15 protein-coding genes are annotated in these 16,975 nt (G+C 68.3%); 6 read left to right on the plus strand and 9 right to left on the minus strand.

What is annotated here, in order from left to right:
* Positions 1 to 42: 42 nt before the first annotated feature.
* Positions 43 to 1,935: a heparinase II/III domain-containing protein gene (locus NDI86_RS05610; RefSeq protein WP_310899421.1), complete on the minus strand. Its 1,893-nt coding sequence runs from the start codon at positions 1,933 to 1,935 to the stop codon at positions 43 to 45.
* Positions 1,932 to 2,081 (minus strand): hypothetical protein, encoded by a 150-nt coding sequence (locus tag NDI86_RS05615; protein WP_310899422.1) that lies wholly within the window; start codon positions 2,079 to 2,081, stop codon positions 1,932 to 1,934. Before NDI86_RS05615 ends, NDI86_RS05610 begins: the two co-directional genes overlap by 4 nt.
* A gap of 189 nt (positions 2,082 to 2,270) precedes the next feature.
* On the opposite strand from NDI86_RS05615, the gene NDI86_RS05620 reads away from it, so the two are divergent.
* Positions 2,271 to 2,681: a DUF8044 family membrane protein gene (locus NDI86_RS05620; RefSeq protein WP_310899423.1), complete on the plus strand. Its 411-nt coding sequence runs from the start codon at positions 2,271 to 2,273 to the stop codon at positions 2,679 to 2,681.
* Between the two features lie 130 nt (positions 2,682 to 2,811).
* Positions 2,812 to 3,732 carry a glycosyltransferase gene (locus NDI86_RS05625; protein ID WP_310899424.1) on the plus strand — a complete coding sequence of 307 codons (921 nt, stop codon included), beginning with the start codon at positions 2,812 to 2,814 and terminating at the stop codon, positions 3,730 to 3,732.
* 16 nt (positions 3,733 to 3,748) lie between these two features.
* Here the strand turns inward: NDI86_RS05625 and NDI86_RS05630 are convergent, their stop codons facing one another.
* Positions 3,749 to 4,840 carry a glycosyltransferase family 4 protein gene (locus tag NDI86_RS05630; RefSeq protein ID WP_310899425.1) on the minus strand — a complete coding sequence of 364 codons (1,092 nt, stop codon included), beginning with the start codon at positions 4,838 to 4,840 and terminating at the stop codon, positions 3,749 to 3,751.
* Between the two features lie 322 nt (positions 4,841 to 5,162).
* On the opposite strand from NDI86_RS05630, the gene NDI86_RS05635 reads away from it, so the two are divergent.
* The gene (locus tag NDI86_RS05635; RefSeq protein ID WP_310899426.1) at positions 5,163 to 6,344 is read left to right on the plus strand and encodes a glycosyltransferase; all 1,182 of its coding nucleotides are present in this window, start codon (positions 5,163 to 5,165) and stop codon (positions 6,342 to 6,344) included.
* A gap of 177 nt (positions 6,345 to 6,521) precedes the next feature.
* Complete coding sequence (locus NDI86_RS05640) at positions 6,522 to 7,154, plus strand: PIG-L deacetylase family protein (RefSeq protein ID WP_310899427.1); 633 nt, start codon at positions 6,522 to 6,524, stop codon at positions 7,152 to 7,154.
* 36 nt (positions 7,155 to 7,190) lie between these two features.
* Here NDI86_RS05640 and NDI86_RS05645 read toward each other — a convergent pair whose 3' ends face one another.
* The gene (locus tag NDI86_RS05645; RefSeq protein WP_310899428.1) at positions 7,191 to 7,874 is read right to left on the minus strand and encodes an HAD family hydrolase; all 684 of its coding nucleotides are present in this window, start codon (positions 7,872 to 7,874) and stop codon (positions 7,191 to 7,193) included.
* Between the two features lie 104 nt (positions 7,875 to 7,978).
* On the opposite strand from NDI86_RS05645, the gene NDI86_RS05650 reads away from it, so the two are divergent.
* On the plus strand, positions 7,979 to 8,953 hold the full coding sequence (locus tag NDI86_RS05650) for an ATP-grasp domain-containing protein (RefSeq protein ID WP_310899429.1): 975 nt from the start codon (positions 7,979 to 7,981) through the stop codon (positions 8,951 to 8,953).
* Between the two features lie 4 nt (positions 8,954 to 8,957).
* Here NDI86_RS05650 and NDI86_RS05655 read toward each other — a convergent pair whose 3' ends face one another.
* Positions 8,958 to 10,457, minus strand: coding sequence for a lipopolysaccharide biosynthesis protein (locus NDI86_RS05655; RefSeq protein WP_310899430.1), 1,500 nt, complete (start codon positions 10,455 to 10,457; stop codon positions 8,958 to 8,960).
* 315 nt (positions 10,458 to 10,772) lie between these two features.
* On the opposite strand from NDI86_RS05655, the gene NDI86_RS05660 reads away from it, so the two are divergent.
* Positions 10,773 to 12,209 (plus strand): pectate lyase family protein, encoded by a 1,437-nt coding sequence (locus NDI86_RS05660; RefSeq protein ID WP_310899431.1) that lies wholly within the window; start codon positions 10,773 to 10,775, stop codon positions 12,207 to 12,209.
* 27 nt (positions 12,210 to 12,236) lie between these two features.
* On the opposite strand, the gene NDI86_RS05665 is transcribed toward NDI86_RS05660, so the two are convergent.
* The 4 genes from NDI86_RS05665 to NDI86_RS05680 all read right to left on the minus strand — a co-directional run bounded on the left by NDI86_RS05665 (position 12,237) and on the right by NDI86_RS05680 (position 16,898).
* The gene (locus NDI86_RS05665; RefSeq protein WP_310899432.1) at positions 12,237 to 14,114 is read right to left on the minus strand and encodes a right-handed parallel beta-helix repeat-containing protein; all 1,878 of its coding nucleotides are present in this window, start codon (positions 14,112 to 14,114) and stop codon (positions 12,237 to 12,239) included.
* A 3-nt stretch (positions 14,115 to 14,117) separates the two neighbouring features.
* The gene (locus tag NDI86_RS22090; protein WP_417936239.1) at positions 14,118 to 14,684 is read right to left on the minus strand and encodes a hypothetical protein; all 567 of its coding nucleotides are present in this window, start codon (positions 14,682 to 14,684) and stop codon (positions 14,118 to 14,120) included.
* 9 nt (positions 14,685 to 14,693) lie between these two features.
* The gene (locus NDI86_RS05675; RefSeq protein WP_310899433.1) at positions 14,694 to 15,509 is read right to left on the minus strand and encodes a hypothetical protein; all 816 of its coding nucleotides are present in this window, start codon (positions 15,507 to 15,509) and stop codon (positions 14,694 to 14,696) included.
* A gap of 249 nt (positions 15,510 to 15,758) precedes the next feature.
* A complete protein-coding gene (locus tag NDI86_RS05680) occupies positions 15,759 to 16,898 on the minus strand; it encodes a Gfo/Idh/MocA family protein (RefSeq protein ID WP_310899434.1) in 1,140 nt (379 codons plus the stop codon).
* Between the last annotated feature and the right edge of the window lie 77 nt (positions 16,899 to 16,975).

Here is a 16,975-nt window from a genome sequence, read left to right on the forward strand (position 1 = left end):
GGCTTGGTTTCGGGGTTGTTACCAACTCCCCACCGCGGGCGGTCACTCGGGCGCCGGGAGCGAGCGGTAGTCGTCGTCGACGGAGAGCCCGGCGACGGTGGTGCCGTCGTGGTCGACGGCGACCGACCTGGGCGCGCCCGTCGAGAGGAGGAAGCCGAGCTGTACCGCGCTTCCCTCCGACTGGAACGACAGCTTCGCCCGGCTCTCGGCACGACCGTACTCGGGACAGTACTCGCTCGTCGCGACGGTCGCCGTCGCCGCGCCCAGCGGGACGACGGACGCGAGCGTCGAGCCGCCGTCGCGGAGGTCGAACCGGGGCTGTCTCCCGTCGTCGCCGCGCTCGACGTCGATGTCGGGCGCGACGTGGAGCCGGCTCGTCACCGTCGCCTCCTCGTCGGCGTCGACCGTGTCCCAGACCAGCCACCAGTCCTCGTCGTGGTACACCCGCCGCCGGTGGCTGTATCGGGGCGACGGCTCCCGGCTGTAGCGCCCGTCGAACAGGGCGACGCCGTCGCGCTCGGTCACGGTGGCTGTCGGCTCGACCCGTCGGCCGAGCAGGTAGCTGCCGCCGACCGGCATCGGCTCGACGTCGCCGTACTGGACGGTGTTGTGCGCGCGGACGCTGCGGGCGTACTCGCGCCGGTTCGTCGGGGCGTAGGCGGGCGTTCCCGTGTCGGTCAGCAGCCGCGTCCCGTCGGCCCAGAACGCGACCGAGAGCTGGTCGTTGTGGGTGTGGCCCGGGAGGTGGGCCGGGCCGGGCTGGCCCCCGTCGACGAGCAGCCGGTCGTCGCCCTCGCCGAGCCAGTAGTAGCCCGACGCGGGCATGGACTCGCCGGGCGTCGCCGTCGCGTCGACGCCGACGGCGTCGGCGTATCTGAGCACGGCGGGCAGCGGGGGGGCCTCCCCGAACACCGCGTCGTTGAGCAGCGGAATCCGGCCGTCCGGCGGGCTGAGTCGCTGGAGGAACTCCGTCGCCGCGACCGCCACCTCGCGGAGTTCGGGCGGCACCGACCGGCCCTGTCGGCGCAGCAGGTCCACGGCGGTCAGATACCGGACGAGCGCGATACCGTGGTACATCGGGCTGCGCTCGAAGTGGCCGCCGTCGGCGAGGAACTGGTCGCTCGCGTCGACCAGCACGTCGACCCCCTGCTGGAGCCACCCCTCGCCGTCGCCGTCGAACAGCGTCCCAGCCATCACCAGGGCCGCCCCGTTCTCTATCAGGTGGTTGCCGCCCACGTCGTGTTCCACGTGGTTGGCGAGGAAGGCGGCGTTCCGGTAGACGAGCCGGGCCGCGAGCGCCTCGACGCCCGTGTCGCGGCGCACCCACGCGCACAGCCGGACGAGGTTGATAGTTCGGAGCGAGACGGCGTGGGGCGTCCAGGCGCGACGCAGGTAACCGGGCGCACCGACCCGCGTCGCGTCGGCGCCGTCCCAGTCTGTGAGCCAGTCTTCGACCGTCTCGACGACCGCCGGACACGCCGTCGGCTCGTCGTAACCGAGCGTCGCCCACGACAGAAACTCGAAGCCGTGGAACTTGAGCGCCCACATCGCGGGCGGTTCCAGGACCGACTCGTCGAGCCACCCGACGCCGTCCTCGCCGGCCACCGACAGCGAGCGGTCGAGCAGCGTCACCGTCCCGGTCGCGGTCTCGTCGGCCCGCTCGCGGTAGCGCTCCCGGGTCTCGGAGCCGAGACAGCGCCGGAGCGTCGTGGTGTTACCCCGGACGGGACCGGGCCGTATCGCCAGGCCGCTCGGGACCTTGCGGTCGTACCACTGGTCGGCGTCGAGGGGCAGGGACGGGACGACCAGCTGTCGGAGCGTCCGGTCGGCCACGCCGAGTAACTGCCGTGTCTCCATGTTGCGCACCGTCTCGTACAGCAGCGGCGCCGTCTCGGTGTCCGTGAGCTGTGAGAGCCGGGACTGGCCCCCGCTCATCGCTCGGGGCCCTCCCCGGTGCTGGTTCGGTTCGGTCGCGTTCGCGCGACTGCGCTCGGTCGGTCCGCCTGCCGGTCGCCGCTCGCCGCCACGACCGTCGGCCGCGTCCGGGCCGACGGCGTGGGGTCGGGACACAGTTCACCCATGCTCCCGGGATACCCACCCTGATAGTTTGTTACGCCGCTCCTGAACCGCCCCCAGCCCTCTCGCACGTCGGTTTATCGACCGCCGGCGTGGACCGCGGCCGCGTTATTAGTACGTAACTAACTGAGTACCGGCCAATCGAGGTGCCAGGCGATGGTAGACAGAGCGAACGCGATGGGAACGGGGTACCCGTGAGCGTGGTCAGCTACGTGGCGGGCCTCTGGGAGCGCTGTATCGCCGCCGCCCGGTCGACGGGCGGTAGCGAGAGTCGAAGCGAACGGCGAGGGACGTCGAGCGAACTGTTCGCCGCGCCGGCACGCGACGGCGACCGGGACGACGGCGACTCGACGCTGTTCGTCTACAGCCAGGCACTCTGGATGGCCGTCACGCTGGCGCTGCTGGTCGCGCTGACGCTGCTATCGGTGCGCCTGTACTTCCTCGTCTCGTTCATCGGCCTGCTGTGTAACCGTGTGCTCTTCGCCCCGCGCGCGGCCGTCGGACAGTGGTGGCGAGTGGTAAACGCGATTACGTGGCTCTGTTTCGCGGTCCTCTCGTACATCGTCTATCTCCGGATTACGGCCAGTGCGACCGGCTCGGCGTAGCCGTCGCATACTTACGGGCCCATAGTGGCTTGCTACAGCCGATGGGGACCACGTACCTGCCCCGGAGACGGGGGCACCAGACGGTGAGTAACGGGACCGACGAGCGAGCGAGTCGACGGGGGGCGCGGGCGTGACGCCGCCGCTCGTCACGGCCGTCGTGACGACCTACGACAGGCCCGACCACCTCCGGTCGGCCGTCGAGAGCGTCCGCGAGCAGACCTACGAGAACCTCGAACTGGTCGTCGTGGACGACCACTCGTCGACGCCGGCGCGCGAGGTGCTGGCCGACGTAGCCCTCGACTCGCTGGCCGCCCACCGCGTGGTCCGCCACGAGACGAACCGCGGGGCCAACGCCGCCCGCAACACCGGCATCGACGCGGCCGACGGCGAGTACGTCGCATTCCTCGACGACGACGACCAGTGGCGCCCGAAGAAGCTGGCCCGACAGGTCCACGCCGTCGAGGGCGACGACGCCGGCGTCGCCTACTGCGGCATCAAACGCGTGTTGCCCGACGCGGAGCGCATCCAGATTCCCCGGGCCGTCGACGGCGACATGACCAAAGCGTTGCTCCGTGAGAACGTCGTCGGCTCGATGTCCGTCGCGCTGGTCGAGACCGACATCGCCGAGCGCGTCCCGCTGGACGAGCGGTTCCCCTGCTGGGCCGACCTGGAGTGGTTCGTCGAGCTCTCGCGGGAGACGGCGTTCACCCGGATTCCGGAGCCGCTCGTCGTCTACGACTGTGAGTCGCCGGGCCGGCTGACCGAGGACTTCGAGAAGACCCAGCGGGGCTACGAGCTGTTCGTCGAGGAGTTCGAGCCGCTCGCGGCGACGTACGGCGACCGCTTCCGCCGGGAGTTCCGGGCCTGGGCGGCCTTCCGGGCCGGCAAGAGCGCCGTCCACGACGGCCGGTACGACCGCGCCCGGCAACTCCTGTCCGCGGCCGTCCGCGACTACCCCTTCGAACCGCAGTTCGCGACGTACCTGCTGGCCGCGCTCGGGGGCGAACGGACCCACGACCTCGGGCGGGCGGTCCGAACGCTCCGGAACTGAACTTCGGGTACGCGCGCTACTGAGCTTCTAGGACTGTTCCGGACTGCTCGGCCGTCGAGGAGGGGATGTCCCACCCGCTCTCGTCGAGATGCTCGACGATACCGGCGGTGACGCGCTCGACGCTGTACTGCCGGCCGGTCGCTCTGGCCCCTCGCTGCAGGTCGGCGAGCCGTCCGGAATCGGCGGCCAGTTCACCGATGATATCCGCGAGCGCCGCCGCGTCGCGGGGGTCGAACAGCCGCCCGTCGACGCCGTCGGTCACGATGTCGGCGTTGAAGTTCCAGTCCGTCGCCAGGACGGGACAGCCGGCGGCGAAGGCCTCGACGAGCGCGCCGGGGAACCCCTCCCCGTCGTACACCGTCGGGAAGACGAACGCGTCGGCCTCCTGTAACGTCGGGATGACGTCCTCGTTGGGGAGTTTGCCGTGGAACCGGGCGCCGGGGACTCGGCTACACCGGTCGAGGAAGTGGTCCTCGTAGGGGTCGTCGGGGAGGAAGTGGCCGTAGATGTCAAGCACCGCGTCGGCACCGGCGTCTCTGGCCCGCTCGTAGGCGTCCAGCAGGTCGTCGAGTCCCTTGGACTCCTTGATGCGACCGACGTAGGCAAGTTGCAACGTCCCGCTCGGTCGGGGCGACGGCGTCGACTCGGGCAGCGGTCGGAGGTTCGGGACCGTCCGCACCTGGACCGAGTCGTCGAGCAGCCCGCTCAGGTCGTCCGTCAGTTCGTCCGTCTGTGGATAGACGCCGTCGAACGCCGAGAAGGTTCGGCGGTAGAACCGCCGGGCCGGGCCGGGGAGCGCCCGGAGTTCGTCGGCGAACTCGCCGCCGGCCGGGAACAGCGCCCCGTGGACGCCCGGCGAGCGGAGCTTCGTCGCAAGCAGCGGCGCCACGCCGAGGCGGACCTTCGTGGACGCGCTCAGGAGGTACGCGTCGTACGACAGCGTCTTCGTCAGGATGTCCGCCACCGTCCGGGGGTGGGTTTCGAGCGTGTTCACCCACTCCACGTCCAGCCCGTGGCCCTCGAGGCCGCGCTGGATGTACCTGTTCTTGAGCCCGGGCCCGGTGATGGGCGGCGACCGCGGACCGATAGCGAGGACCTCTCGGGTCATACATCGGCTCCCGGGGCGCGACGCTGTCCGAGGCCGTCGGCCGGTCGTGGCGACCGTCGCGGGGTCGGTCGGCGTGCGACGCCGCACTGATGAGTCATACGCCACGCTCCACGGTCGTCGTGCTTTGTTACGCACATTACTACGACCGGTATGTCGCCGTATAATTACGTCTCAGCGGCTGTCTGTGTGGTTAGTAGCTGTGTAACTATCACCGCGTGAGCGCCCAGTGGCGATGTATGCACGAACGCGTCGAGAGACGACGGTACGGCGGGTGGGCCGCGCCACAGAGCGACGTCCGTCGCGACAGCGGGGCCGGAGACCGATGACGGGCTCTGCGGGGGCGGCACGGTCGGAGACGGCCGAGGGGACGGCGGTGTCGGCGGAGACGGCCCGTCAGGTCGCCTTCTTCACGCCGGCGCCGGACTTCGGCGGCGCACAGCGCGTGACCGTGAACATCGCCAACACCCTCGCGGCGCGGGGACACGACGTCGACCTCGTCGCCGGCCACCTGGAGGGGGAGTTCGTCTCCCTCATCGGTGACGCCGTCGACACGGTCGAACTGGACGTTCCCCGGGTCCCGGCGGCGGGTATCCTGGCCGCCGTCCCGCGGCTGGTGTCGTATCTCGACGAGCGCCGGCCCGACGTGTTGTTCGCCAGTCGGACCCACACTAACATCGCGGCCGTGACGGCGGGTCGACTGACCGACGCCGACGTCCACGTCGCCATCACGGAACACAGCCCCTTCGACCACCTCCCGACGCGGAAAGACCGGGCGACGGCGGCGTTGGCCGCCCGGGTGTACCCCTACGCGGACGACGTCGTCGGGGTCTCCGAGGGCGTCGCGAAGACGGTGGTGGAACACACCGGCGTCGACCCGGACGGGACGACGGTGCTCAACAACCCGATAGACATCGCGGCCATCCAGTCGGGCGCGACCGAGTCGGTCGAAGAGGCGTGGCTGGACGACCCGGAGATAGACCCCATCGTGGCCGTCGGCCGACTGAAGGCGTCGAAGGACTTCGCCACGCTGTTGCGGGCGTTCGCCCGGCTCCGCGAGCGCCGTCCGTCGACCCGGCTCGTCATCGTCGGGAAGGGGACCGAACGCGACACTCTGGAGTCGCTGGCCGACGACCTCGGCGTGGCGGACACGGTGACGTTCACCGGCTACACCGACAACCCCTACGCCTACATGGGACGGGCCTCGGTGTTCGCGATGCCCTCGAAAGTCGAGGGGCTGCCGACGGTCCTCATCGAGGCGCTGGCCTGTGGCTGCCCCATCGTCTCGACGGACTGCCAGTACGGGCCACGAGAGATTCTCGACGACGGCGACTACGGCCGGCTCACCCCGGTCGGCGACCCGGTGCGGATGGCCGAGCGAATCGGTGAGGCCCTCGACGACCCGACCCCGCCCGAGCGCTGTCGCGAGCGCGCCCAGCACTTCTCGATGGCCGCCGGCGCCGACAGGTACGAGTCCTACATCGAGGCCGTCGCGGCCGACGACTGATTCGCGGTCGCCCCCTTCCTCGCTACCAGTTTCACGTGTCCTGCAGTCACGCATCGACCCCTCATATATAAACGGTAGTCAAGTCAAACCAGCAACAATTTCCTGTTCTGGGGAAACGAAGCGTTACCGCACGTAATTAAATAATAACAAGGTGGTGCTGAACGGGAAGCCCGTTCGATGAAGGTCGCAGCTATCGGGGCACATCCCGACGATATAGAACTCGGAGCGGGCGCGTCGATTGCCGTCCACCGGAACCGCGGTGATACCGTTCGATTCATTATTCTGACAAAGGGTGGCAAAGTCGCCGAACGCGACCAGCGGGAAGCCGAGGCCAGGCGTGCGGCCGAGATACTGAACGTCGACGACGTGCAGTTCCTCGACTACGAGGACACCAGAGTCCCCTACGACCAGTCGACGGTCGACGAACTGGAGGCCAAACTCGCGGAGATAGGGCCCGACCGGGTGTACATCCACGCCGAGGAGGACACCCACCAGGACCACCGCCGGGCCGCGAAGGCCTCCATCACGGCGTCGCGAAACGTCAACCAGGTGCTCGCGTTCGAGGCCCCGTCTACCCGGTCGTCGTTCGCGCCGCAGTACTACAACTCCGTCCCGGAGGGGGTCATCGAAGGCAAGATAGAGGCGATTCGCTCGCATACGTCCCAACAGGAGAAGAAGTACCTCGAAGCCGAGGCGATGAAGGGGCTTGCGCGGTTCCGGGGCCGGCAGGCCAACTCGACGTACGCCGAGGCGTTCCAGGTCATCCGCATCAACAACATGTACAAGTCGAACTTCCACGGCCACAACTGACCGGCGTCCCGTGTTCTCACGCCCGGTCCGAGCCGGTCACAGCTGCTCCGGCCGGCCGTCGAACCGCGAGACGACCGCCGGGAGCGCCGAGAGCGACTCGACGGCCGCGTCGGGCGCGGCCGCGTTCCGGGCGATGGTGTCCGCGTACCGGCCCCGCATGAGCCGGACCGTCAGCATCCCCAGCTGGTTTGGCTGGGGGAAATCCAGCGGCGGTCGGTCGCCGACGAACACCGTCGACTCGTGTGTGACACGGAGACGCTCCGCTATCTCGACGAACGGCCCCGGCGACCGCTTCGAGTCCTCGCGCTCGGCGGTGACGACGACCTCGTCGACGTAATCGTCGAGGCCCAGCCGCGAGAGCTTCTCGCGGCCGTTCGTCCCGCCGGTGACGACGCCGATAGCGTAGTCGCGCCCCAGCCGTTCGAGCGTCTCGGCGGCGTCGGGATACGGGACGAGCGACGCCTCGTTGTCGTGGTACGCGCGGACCAGCGCCGGGACGTGGTCGTCGGCGAGGCCGGCCGCCGAGAGGACGACGTCGAACGTCGCTTCGCGGTGACCGTTCCGGAAGTACGCTCGCAGGAACTCCGCGGTGAGGTCGACGCCCGTGCGCCGCTGTAGTTCGGCGGCGGCGCTAATCAGGCCCGCTCTGGCGTACTGACGGTCGTCGAACAGCGTCCCGTCCAGGTCGAAACAGACGGCGCGGAGCGAACTGCGACGCACACGGTAGTGAACGCGAACGCGACTGAAAAGTAAACGTCTGCTAGCGGTCCGCGAGTGGCGGAAGTAGCCACATAGCTAACTGAGCGTATCGGGGACGACACCACATGGCGACCGTTCTCGTCACGGGTGTCGGCGGTGCGAGTGGTATCGGCGCCGTCAGGGCGCTCGGTGAGACGACGACACACGACGTGGTCGGGGTGGATATGGACCCCGACGCGGCGGGGATATATCTCGCCGACGCCGGGCGAGCGATACCGCCCGCCGACGACCCGAAATGGGGAGCCGCCCTGCGGACCGTCGTCGACGACCACGGCGTCGACGTCGTCGTCCCGACCGTCGACGAGGAACTGACCGAACTCGACGCGCTCCCGGACGACCTGCCCGTCGTGGCCCCGCGACCGGCCGTCGTCGGCATCGCTCTCGACAAGTACGCGACCTACCGACGGCTCGACGCCGCCGGGCACAGCGTCCCCCGGACGTGGCTCGCCAGCGAGGCGGACGCGATACCCGAGGCCGCCTATCCGCTCGTCCGGAAACCCCGTCGGGGGCGCGGGAGCCGGGGTATCGAGCGCGTCGAGTCGCCGGCTGCACTGTCGCGGTCCCTCGAAGCGGCCTCGCGACCGGCCGACGAGGTGCTCTTCCAGACACTCGTCGAGGGCACCGAGTTCACCACCAGCGTCGTCTCGACGGCCGACGACCGGCTCTTGAGCGTCGTCCCCAAGGAAGCAATCGAGAAGGAGGGGTCGACAGTGAAAGGCGTGACCCGAAGACAGCCGGCCGTGCGAGAGAGCTGTCGCGACATCGCCGCGACGCTCTCGCCGGCAGGGCCGATGAACGTCCAGCAGATCGTCGCCGACGACGGGACGCCATACACCATCGAGATTAATCCGCGCTTCTCCTCGACGGCGTGTCTCACGGTCGAAGCCGGTGTCGACGAACTCGACCTCTTGATTCGGGACGCCCTCGGCGAGTCGGTCCCGGCCGTCCCGGAGTACGACGCCGGCGTCTACTTCCTGCGGTACGACAACCACGTCTTCGTCGACGGCGACCAGTTCCGCTCAGAGGCCGGCGAGTCCTGACCGCTTATCTGATTCCCTGGACGACCATCCCGAACAGCTGTTTGATGCCCCACTCGAACTGCGATTCCAGCAGGAACGCGGTGGCGGCGTAGATGGCCGCGCCCGCCGGAATGAGGACGACGAGTTCGACCAGCGACGACCACTCCGTCATCGTCTGGACGTACCAGAGGCTCCCGAACATCGTGACGCCGGCCACGAACGGATAGACGAACTCCCGGTATATCTGCATCGAGGTCGTCTCAAGCATCTTCGCCGTGATGTAGACGTCGAGTGGAACCATCGGGAACAGGTAGACGCCGGTGACCGCCACCGCCACGCCCTCGATGCCCCACAGCGACGCCGCTGGCCAGATGGTCACGGCGAGACAGGCGATGCGGACCAGCCCGAGTTTGACCTGTATGTCGGGGCGGCCCTGGGACTTCCACAGTTCGCCGAAGTTCCGCGTGATGGCGTGGAAGAGGCCGTAGAACGCCAGTATCTGCATGGACACCACCATCGGCGTCCACTGCTCGCCCAGCACGACGGGGACGAAACTCGGCGCGACCAGCGCGATACCGAACGCCATCGGAAAGGCGAAGAAGGCGGTCAGCCGGGTGGTCTGTAACACCGCCGAGCGCACCTCGCCGAGGTCCCGCTGGAGCTCCGAGTAAGCGGGGAAGGTCACCTGCGAGAGCACGCCGGACATCTGTGTCGCCGGCAAGTCGGCCATCCGATAGGCGTACTGGTAGAAACCGAGCGCCGTCGCCGAGAGGAACCAGCCGACGAAGGCGTCGTCGCCCTCGCTGGAGAGGAAGCCGAGTATCGAGCCGCCGGTCATCCACTTCCCGAACTCGATGAGCTCCTTCGCGGCCCCGAGGTCGGGCCTGGGCCAGGGCCGGAAGTCGTCGAGCAGGTACGACACCGTCGTCCGCACGGTCGGCTTCGCCAGCGAGGCGGCCACGAGGGCCCACACCGTCGGCGAGTACAGCGCGTACCCGATACCGACGATAAGCTGGGCCAGCCCGCCGCTTGCCTGGTAGATGAAGCTCTTGTGGAAGGCGAGGTCCTTCTCGAAGTAGACGACGGCGGGGTTGCGCAGTCCGTGCAGGAGCGGCACCAGCCCGAGCGTCCGGATGAGCGGCTCCGCGTTTGGCTCACCGAACTGCGTCGCGGCGAACGGCGCAATCGCGTACAGGACCCCGAACAGCAACAGTCCGCGGCCGATTTCCAGACACCACGTGGTGTTGAGGTAGCTGTCGACGTTCTTCTCTTTCTTCTGGATGAGCGCCGCGTCGAGTCCGAACCGGCTGAACTTCCGCGTGCCCGACAGCAACAGGAGGCTGATACCCATCAGCCCGAACTGGGTCGGCGAGAGCAGTCGGGCCAGCACGACCAGCATGATGAGCTGCGAGGAGCGCATCGCGACCCTGGTGATGCCGACCCACATCCCGCTCTTGACCGCCCGTTGCAACACCGACCCCGACGGTACCAGCCAGTTCAGCACTCGGTCGAGGCGGTCGCTCATCCGTGGACCACCCACGCGTGACTGCCCACGTCCGTTTCGAATTCCATCGACTATCCCATGCGGAAGTCGGCTGCTTGTTATACTGTCTCTACTCGCACCCGCTGTTTGCCCCGGTTGCTTACCGACTCGGGACCAGCTACGAGATGCGCGGGTCCACCGGGCCGACGCTCGCAGTCGAGCGCGACACCGGCGTGTAGGCACCCCTTGGCGAGTGGCCGTGGTCAGCTCTCCCACTGCAAAAATTTTCCGCGACCACGGGTTTCCTCAGCCGTAGTCGGAGCATAATTATACGCGCGTACGGCCTGGCTGAAGACAATGGTAACGCGACGGCAACTCATAGCTACCGCCTCAGGAATCGGCTCAGTCGGGTTTCTGGGGTATCTCCTCTCCCGAGACGACGGCACGAGCGACCCGCCGTTGCCACCCGAGACCAACGGGACACCGAGACCGACACAGACACCGGCGGGGACCGAATCCGGGCCGGACGACGGCGGCGACGACGACTTCGCAAACCGCGAAGATGTCGTCGATGTCCGCGAACACGGCGCCGTCGGCGACGGACAGACCGACGACTCGGGCGCGATTACGGCGGCGATACGGGCCGCCGAGCCCGGTGAGACGGTCTATATTCCGGAGACCGAGGACTCGTATCTGCTCTCGTACGACGGGACGGGCGAGGAGACGGCCATCAAACTGGGGACGGAGTCTGACCTGCGCGGGATAACGGTCGCCGGCGAGACGGCCGCGGCCGGCGCCCAGACCCTCCGGGTCGAGCCGGGGTCGTACGACACCTCGGCCCCCAACTGGATACTGAAACTGAACGCCGCCCAGCGCCTCGAGAACCTCACCTTCCGCAACCTCACAATCGACGGCTCGCGGCCGTCGCGGGACCGCGCCGCGGCCCTGGGCGGCGAGGACGCGATGACCGGCGTCCTGTTGCGCCGCGGGTCGGCCGGTGGGGGCCACAGCCTCACCTTCGAGAACTGTATCGTCCAGAACTGCTCGGCCTCGGCGATGCGCTTCGAGGAGTCCGGCGTCACCTGTCGCAACGTCACCGCCCGCCGGGCCGGCCGCCACGGCTTCAACCCCGTCGCCGGCGACACCGCAGTCGACCCGGGCTTCGTCGGCGAGTCCATCAGGTCGGTCGACAACGGCGGGACCGGCATCGACCACCGCCGCGGGACAGCCCGACTGGAGAACGTCTACACCGAGAACAACCGCTCGGGCAACAAGTGGAAACACCACGTCAGGCGCCTGGAGGTCCGAAACCACCACTCGGTGAGGGACCACAACCGCGGCTGGCGCTCCAACCACACGGGGACCGACGACACCCCCGAGGTCCAGCAAATCGTCTTCAGGAACATTTTGGTCGAGCAACCGCAGATAAGCGGTATCCGCGTCTCCGGCGACGACACCGCCATCGCCTGTGACTTCCACAACATCGAGGTCAGACAGACGGACGTACAGAACGCCCGTGCCGGCGTCGTGTTCTCACGTGACGTCCACACGCAGGAGGCGACGGAGGGTCGCATCGTCGTCGTCGGCACCGACAACGGCGGGGGCATCTTCGTCGGCAGCGACGCGGTGCTCAACATCGGGACCTTCGACCACTACCAGAACGAAGAAGGTCCGTTCATCGCCGAGTCGGGCGAACTCAACTTCGAAAACATCGAGAACGTCGACCCGGGACGCAACGTCTTCGGGACGCCGGGCGCCGCAGCCGTCGGCGCCTTCAGCGGCGCCTCGAACTGAGGAGCGGCCCCGCGCCCGTGGCCGCGGTCAGCCGGTCTGGATGGTCCCGTCGATGGTCTGGATGACGGCGTTCAGGCTCGGGTCCGCCGTGTCGGTGTCCGGCAGCGGCGCACTCTCGCCGCCGACCCCGACCGAGAGGTAGCCCCAGTCGTCGGCGAACTCGCTGTAGGAGCCGAGGCCGACCCATCCCGAGCGAAGCGCTCCATCGGTCACGTCGGCGTCCCACTCCGTCGGCTCGTCGGCGTCGGCGGGCCAGACCCGCGCCCGCAGGCGGTCGCCCGCGGCGCTGAAGCGGACGAAGTACCACTGGCCGTCCGTCGGCTGGCCCCACTCGACGAGTCGGGCGGAGCCGCCGCCGTCGTACTTCCACACGCCAAAGCGGCTGTCACGGACGTTGACGAAGTAGCCGCTCTCGGCGCCGGCCGTGCCCGACCCGCGCAGGAAGAGGCGGCCGCCGGCCGTCGGGCTCCGGGAGAGCTCGCTCACGCGGACGAGTCCCAGCACCTCGACGTCCGAGGCGGTGCCGACCTGGTCGTACGACAGCGCGTGGCGGGCGCTGGTGTCCGAGTCGAAGCGCAACACCGCGCTCCCGGCCGGGGACCGCTCTGCGACGGTCGCCCAGTCGCCGTCGTCGGAGGCGTGTTCCGGCGTCCAGTCGTTCGGTACCGCCCCCATCTCGTAGGCCGAGAAGTTCGTCCGGTAGGTCGCCGGGGTCTCGGTCGACGAGTCGGTGCCGTCGTCGACCGGTTCGGTCGTCGTGGTCGTGAACGCGCCGACGTCGTTCGCGCCCGGCACGTCGAGTTCGCCCGACTCCTGGTTGTATCGGCTCCCGACCGACAGCGTGCCCGTGTTGTCCTCTATCGCGCCACCGGGGTTGTCGAAGTGGTAGTACTCCGAGACGGAACTCGAATCGGGCGAGCTGTTGCGGATGCCCGGCCCGTAGTCCGAGTTCTGGACGCGGACGACGTCGGCGTCTATCGACGCCGAGTCGGTGATGTATATCGGCGCCCGGTTCTGGGGGCCGTACCCGGTCCCGTCGGTGAGTATCTCCGTGATGGTGTAGTTCGCGGAGTTCGAGAGGCGGAAGCCGTGAAGCGCCGCGTCGATGACCTGGACGGTGTCCAGCGTCACGTCCGTCCCGGCGTTGTCGTCCATCGTCTCCCGGAACCCGCTGTTCTCGCGGGCGTTACGGAGGTTGGCGTTCCGCAGGACGACGGAGTCGGCGTCGCCGCCGGTGTTGCCCATCTTCGTCCCGCTGCGGTTGCTGTCGCAGTAGACGTCCTCGACGACGTGGTCGCCGTTGTGGAAGTCCAGCCCGGTCCCGTCGTTGTCGACGGCCTTGAGCGACCGCCCGTCGGTGGCGGTCCCCTGGTCGTCGCCGGTGAAGTCGAAGCCGTGTTGCCCGTTGTTCCGCGAGGTCACCCGGCGGAGCGTCACCTCGCTCGCGCCGCGGTTGCTGATGCCGGTGCCGGCGCAGTTCTCGGCGACGACGTCCTCGATGCGGACGTCGTGGCCGCCCCCGCCCGGGTAGAGGTTGAACCCGGCGGTGGACTTGGCGCCGTTGACCTCGCGGCTCCCGTCGAGGGTGAGCCGTCGAATCGTGACTCCGGAGAGCGCGCCGCTATCGGCCTCCGCGCCGAGGACCCACTGGTTCTTCCCGTCGGTCACGTCGTCCATCTTCAGCACCGAGCCCGGTCCCTCGCCGGTTATCGTCACGCCGTCGGCGACGCCGGTGAAATCGACCGCCGCGCGGTTCGAGGTGCTGACGAGGTAGTGGTCCGCCGTCGCCGGTATCAGGACGGTGTCCCCGGTCCCGGCGTCGGCGATTGCGTCGTTGATAGCCGCCGTGTCGTCGGTGTTTCCGTCGCCGACGGCGCCGTAGTCCTGGACGTTGAGTGTCGCCATCACTTACCTCCGGATGTTGGCCCACACCTTCGGGACCGCCGCGATGGACGCCCCCGTCTGGTTCGTGACCGTGACGGTTACCGGCCCGCTCTCTGCGACCCACGGCGCCGAGTCGGCCGCGGCGGCCGCCCGGAAATCGTTCCCCTCGATTTCGACGAGCAGCGTCTCGCCCTCGTAGACGCGCAGCGCGGCGTCGGCGACGGTCTGGTCGCTCGGGGTCCCCTTTATGGGGAAGGCGACCCGCGTCACGTCCAGCACCTCGCCGTCACCGAACAGGAAGTCGTTGACGGGTTCGTCGACCAGTCCGTCGGCGTAGTTGACGTAGTGGCCGATGTCGCCGCCGACGGCCCGCGCGGCGTAGCCGACCAGCGTCCAGGTCGAGCCGTCGCCGCTGTATATCGCGCCCGAGTCGGTCGCGAAGAACTTCGCGCCCGCGACCGGGTCGTACTGGTCGATGTTCGCCGCTTCGTCCCGTATCTCGACGTCGCGGTCGAGCTGTTCGAAGTTCTCGTTCAGCGGTACGTGCCAGTCGACCGTGCCTTCCGTCGGGGTCGTGTATCTGTTGGTCATGGGTGGCTCCTACACGGCGATGCCGCCGTAGCCGTACTCGCCGTACCCCTGCTCGCCGTAGTCGTCCTCGACGGGCGTCGGGGTCGCCGTCTCGGTCACGACCGGCGTGGCCGTCTCGGTGGGCGTTGGCGTCGGGGTCGCCGTCTCGGTGGGCGTCGGCGTCGGCGTGGCCGTCTCGGTGGGCGTCGGTGTGGCCGTCTCAGTGGGCGTCGGCGTGGCCGTCGTCCCGTCGCCGACGGTCAGGGTGTAGTCGCCGTCCCCGTCCTGCGTGTCCACGACCTGGACGAAGTAGGTGCCACTCGTCTCGGCCGTCCCGGTCATCGTGACCGGGTCGTCCGTCGAGACGTATCTGAGGTTGCTGAACGTCCCCTCGGTGTCGTACAGTATCACGGCGGTGACCCCCGTCGCCGACCCTCGCGAGAAGCCGACGACGATGTCGTCGCCCGCGGACAGCTCGACGAGGAACCAGTCGCTGTCGCTCGCGGTGAGCGTCCCGTCGACCGTCGTGTTGACGTCGATTACGTCGGCGTTCCCCTCGCGGTCGTTCGGCTCTGACTCGGAGACTGTCAGCGACGATGTCTGCTGTAACACCGGAGCGCCGCCGTAGCCGAACGACGACACCGGGCTGACCTGCTTGCGGCTGTCGAGCCCCCCACAGCCCGCCAGCGCCGCGGTCGTGAGCCCCGCCGCCGCCAGATAGGACCGCCGGTCCAGTACTAGTCCATCCCGTTCCGAGGGCGACTCGCTATCGCGAGTTATGAGCCGACTACCTCGTTTGAGTAGTTCGGTAAGACCCTCTTTCTCTCGTTCGCTGTTATGGTCCATTCGCAAACTCACGGTTAGTAGACGCTTAATTAACTATTATTACCAAATAAGTACTTTGTAGACAATTTTCACTACCAGGTGTAATCTAGTAAACACCGATTGCCGCTATAATACCATCAGTTAGTTACCAGTACGACGGATTTCGTTGACAGGTACGACCCATCCGGACTACGGCGCAGGGCCGAAACCCGGCGCGACTCGCCGCCAGTCACCCGGTAAGAAGGTGCTACTCGGCGCCGTCGACAGTCGTCACTCGACCGCCCGGGGAGTTAGCTCGCCCGCCTCGACCATACTCTCAAGCGGGTTGTCGTCGACGCCCAGCGGGAGGTCTATGCGGGCCCGCCGACGCGCCGACTCCCAGGTGGCGAAGATTATCTCCGTCGACCGCAGCGCCGCTCGACCGCCGATTTCCGGGGGTCGGCCCGCGTCCAGCGCGGCGACGACCTCCGCGACGGCGCGCTCGGTGTAGGTCGCGCTGGGGCCGTCGTCGCCCGCGAGGAACGGGAGCCGGTCGACGAGGCGGTTCCGGACCCGGCCGAGTCGGCTCGGCGACGTGCCGTGGACGCCCTCCCGGTTCGTATCGACGGTCTTCCAGCCGCTGCCCCGGCGGAGCCGAAGCGGCGGCCCGTCGTCCGGACCGACCTCGATGCAACCCTCGCTCCCGCGCAGGCGGAGGTAGCAGTCGACGTAGTCGCTTCCCTCGCCGGTCATCGCCAGGCCGCGGGTCCCGTCCTCGTAGGCCCAGGTCGCCAGCCCGTGGTTCTCGTTGTGGGCGCCGAACCAGACGTTCTCCTCCCGGTAGTCCACCTGCCCCATCACCCACTCGACGGCCTCGTCGTCGGTCATGAACGAGCAGACGTCGAAGAGGTGCGTCCCCATGTCATAGAGGTGTTCCGCGCTGAACTCCAGGCGTTCCAGCGTGCCGATGGCGCCGTCGTCGAGCAACCGCTTTGCCTCACGCATCGGCCCGCCGAAGCGCTTCTGGTGGTTGAAACTCAACTGGATGCCGTTTTCCTCGCAGGTCCGGACCATCTCACGGCAGTCGCCCCAGGTCTTGGCCATGGGTTTCTCGCAGTGGATGGCGTCGGGGACGCCGGTCTCGGCACAGCCGACGACGATGTCGGCGTGGAGCCCCGGCGGCACGCAGACGCTGACGACGTCGGGCTGTGTCTCCGCGAGCATCCGCTCGTACTGTTCGTAGACGTGTTCGATACCGTACTCGGCGGCGAACCGCTCCGCGTTCTCGCGGACGATGTCCGCACACGCAGTCAGTCGGCAGTCGTCTAGCGCCTCGTACCCACTCGCGTGTCGGTAGGCCATCGCGAACCCGTCCTGGTCGGGGTCGTCCGGGTCCGCCCCCGTGCCGATAAATCCGATGTCGTATCCCATCTTCCGGTCGAGCAAACACGGAATGTGGGGATTAGTATGCACTTACTACGGCTCTGAGCTGTTTCGGAGGCCTTACT

Origin of the sequence: Haloarcula onubensis, assembly GCF_031624605.1 — an archaeon.
Lineage (GTDB): Archaea > Halobacteriota > Halobacteria > Halobacteriales > Haloarculaceae > Haloarcula > Haloarcula onubensis.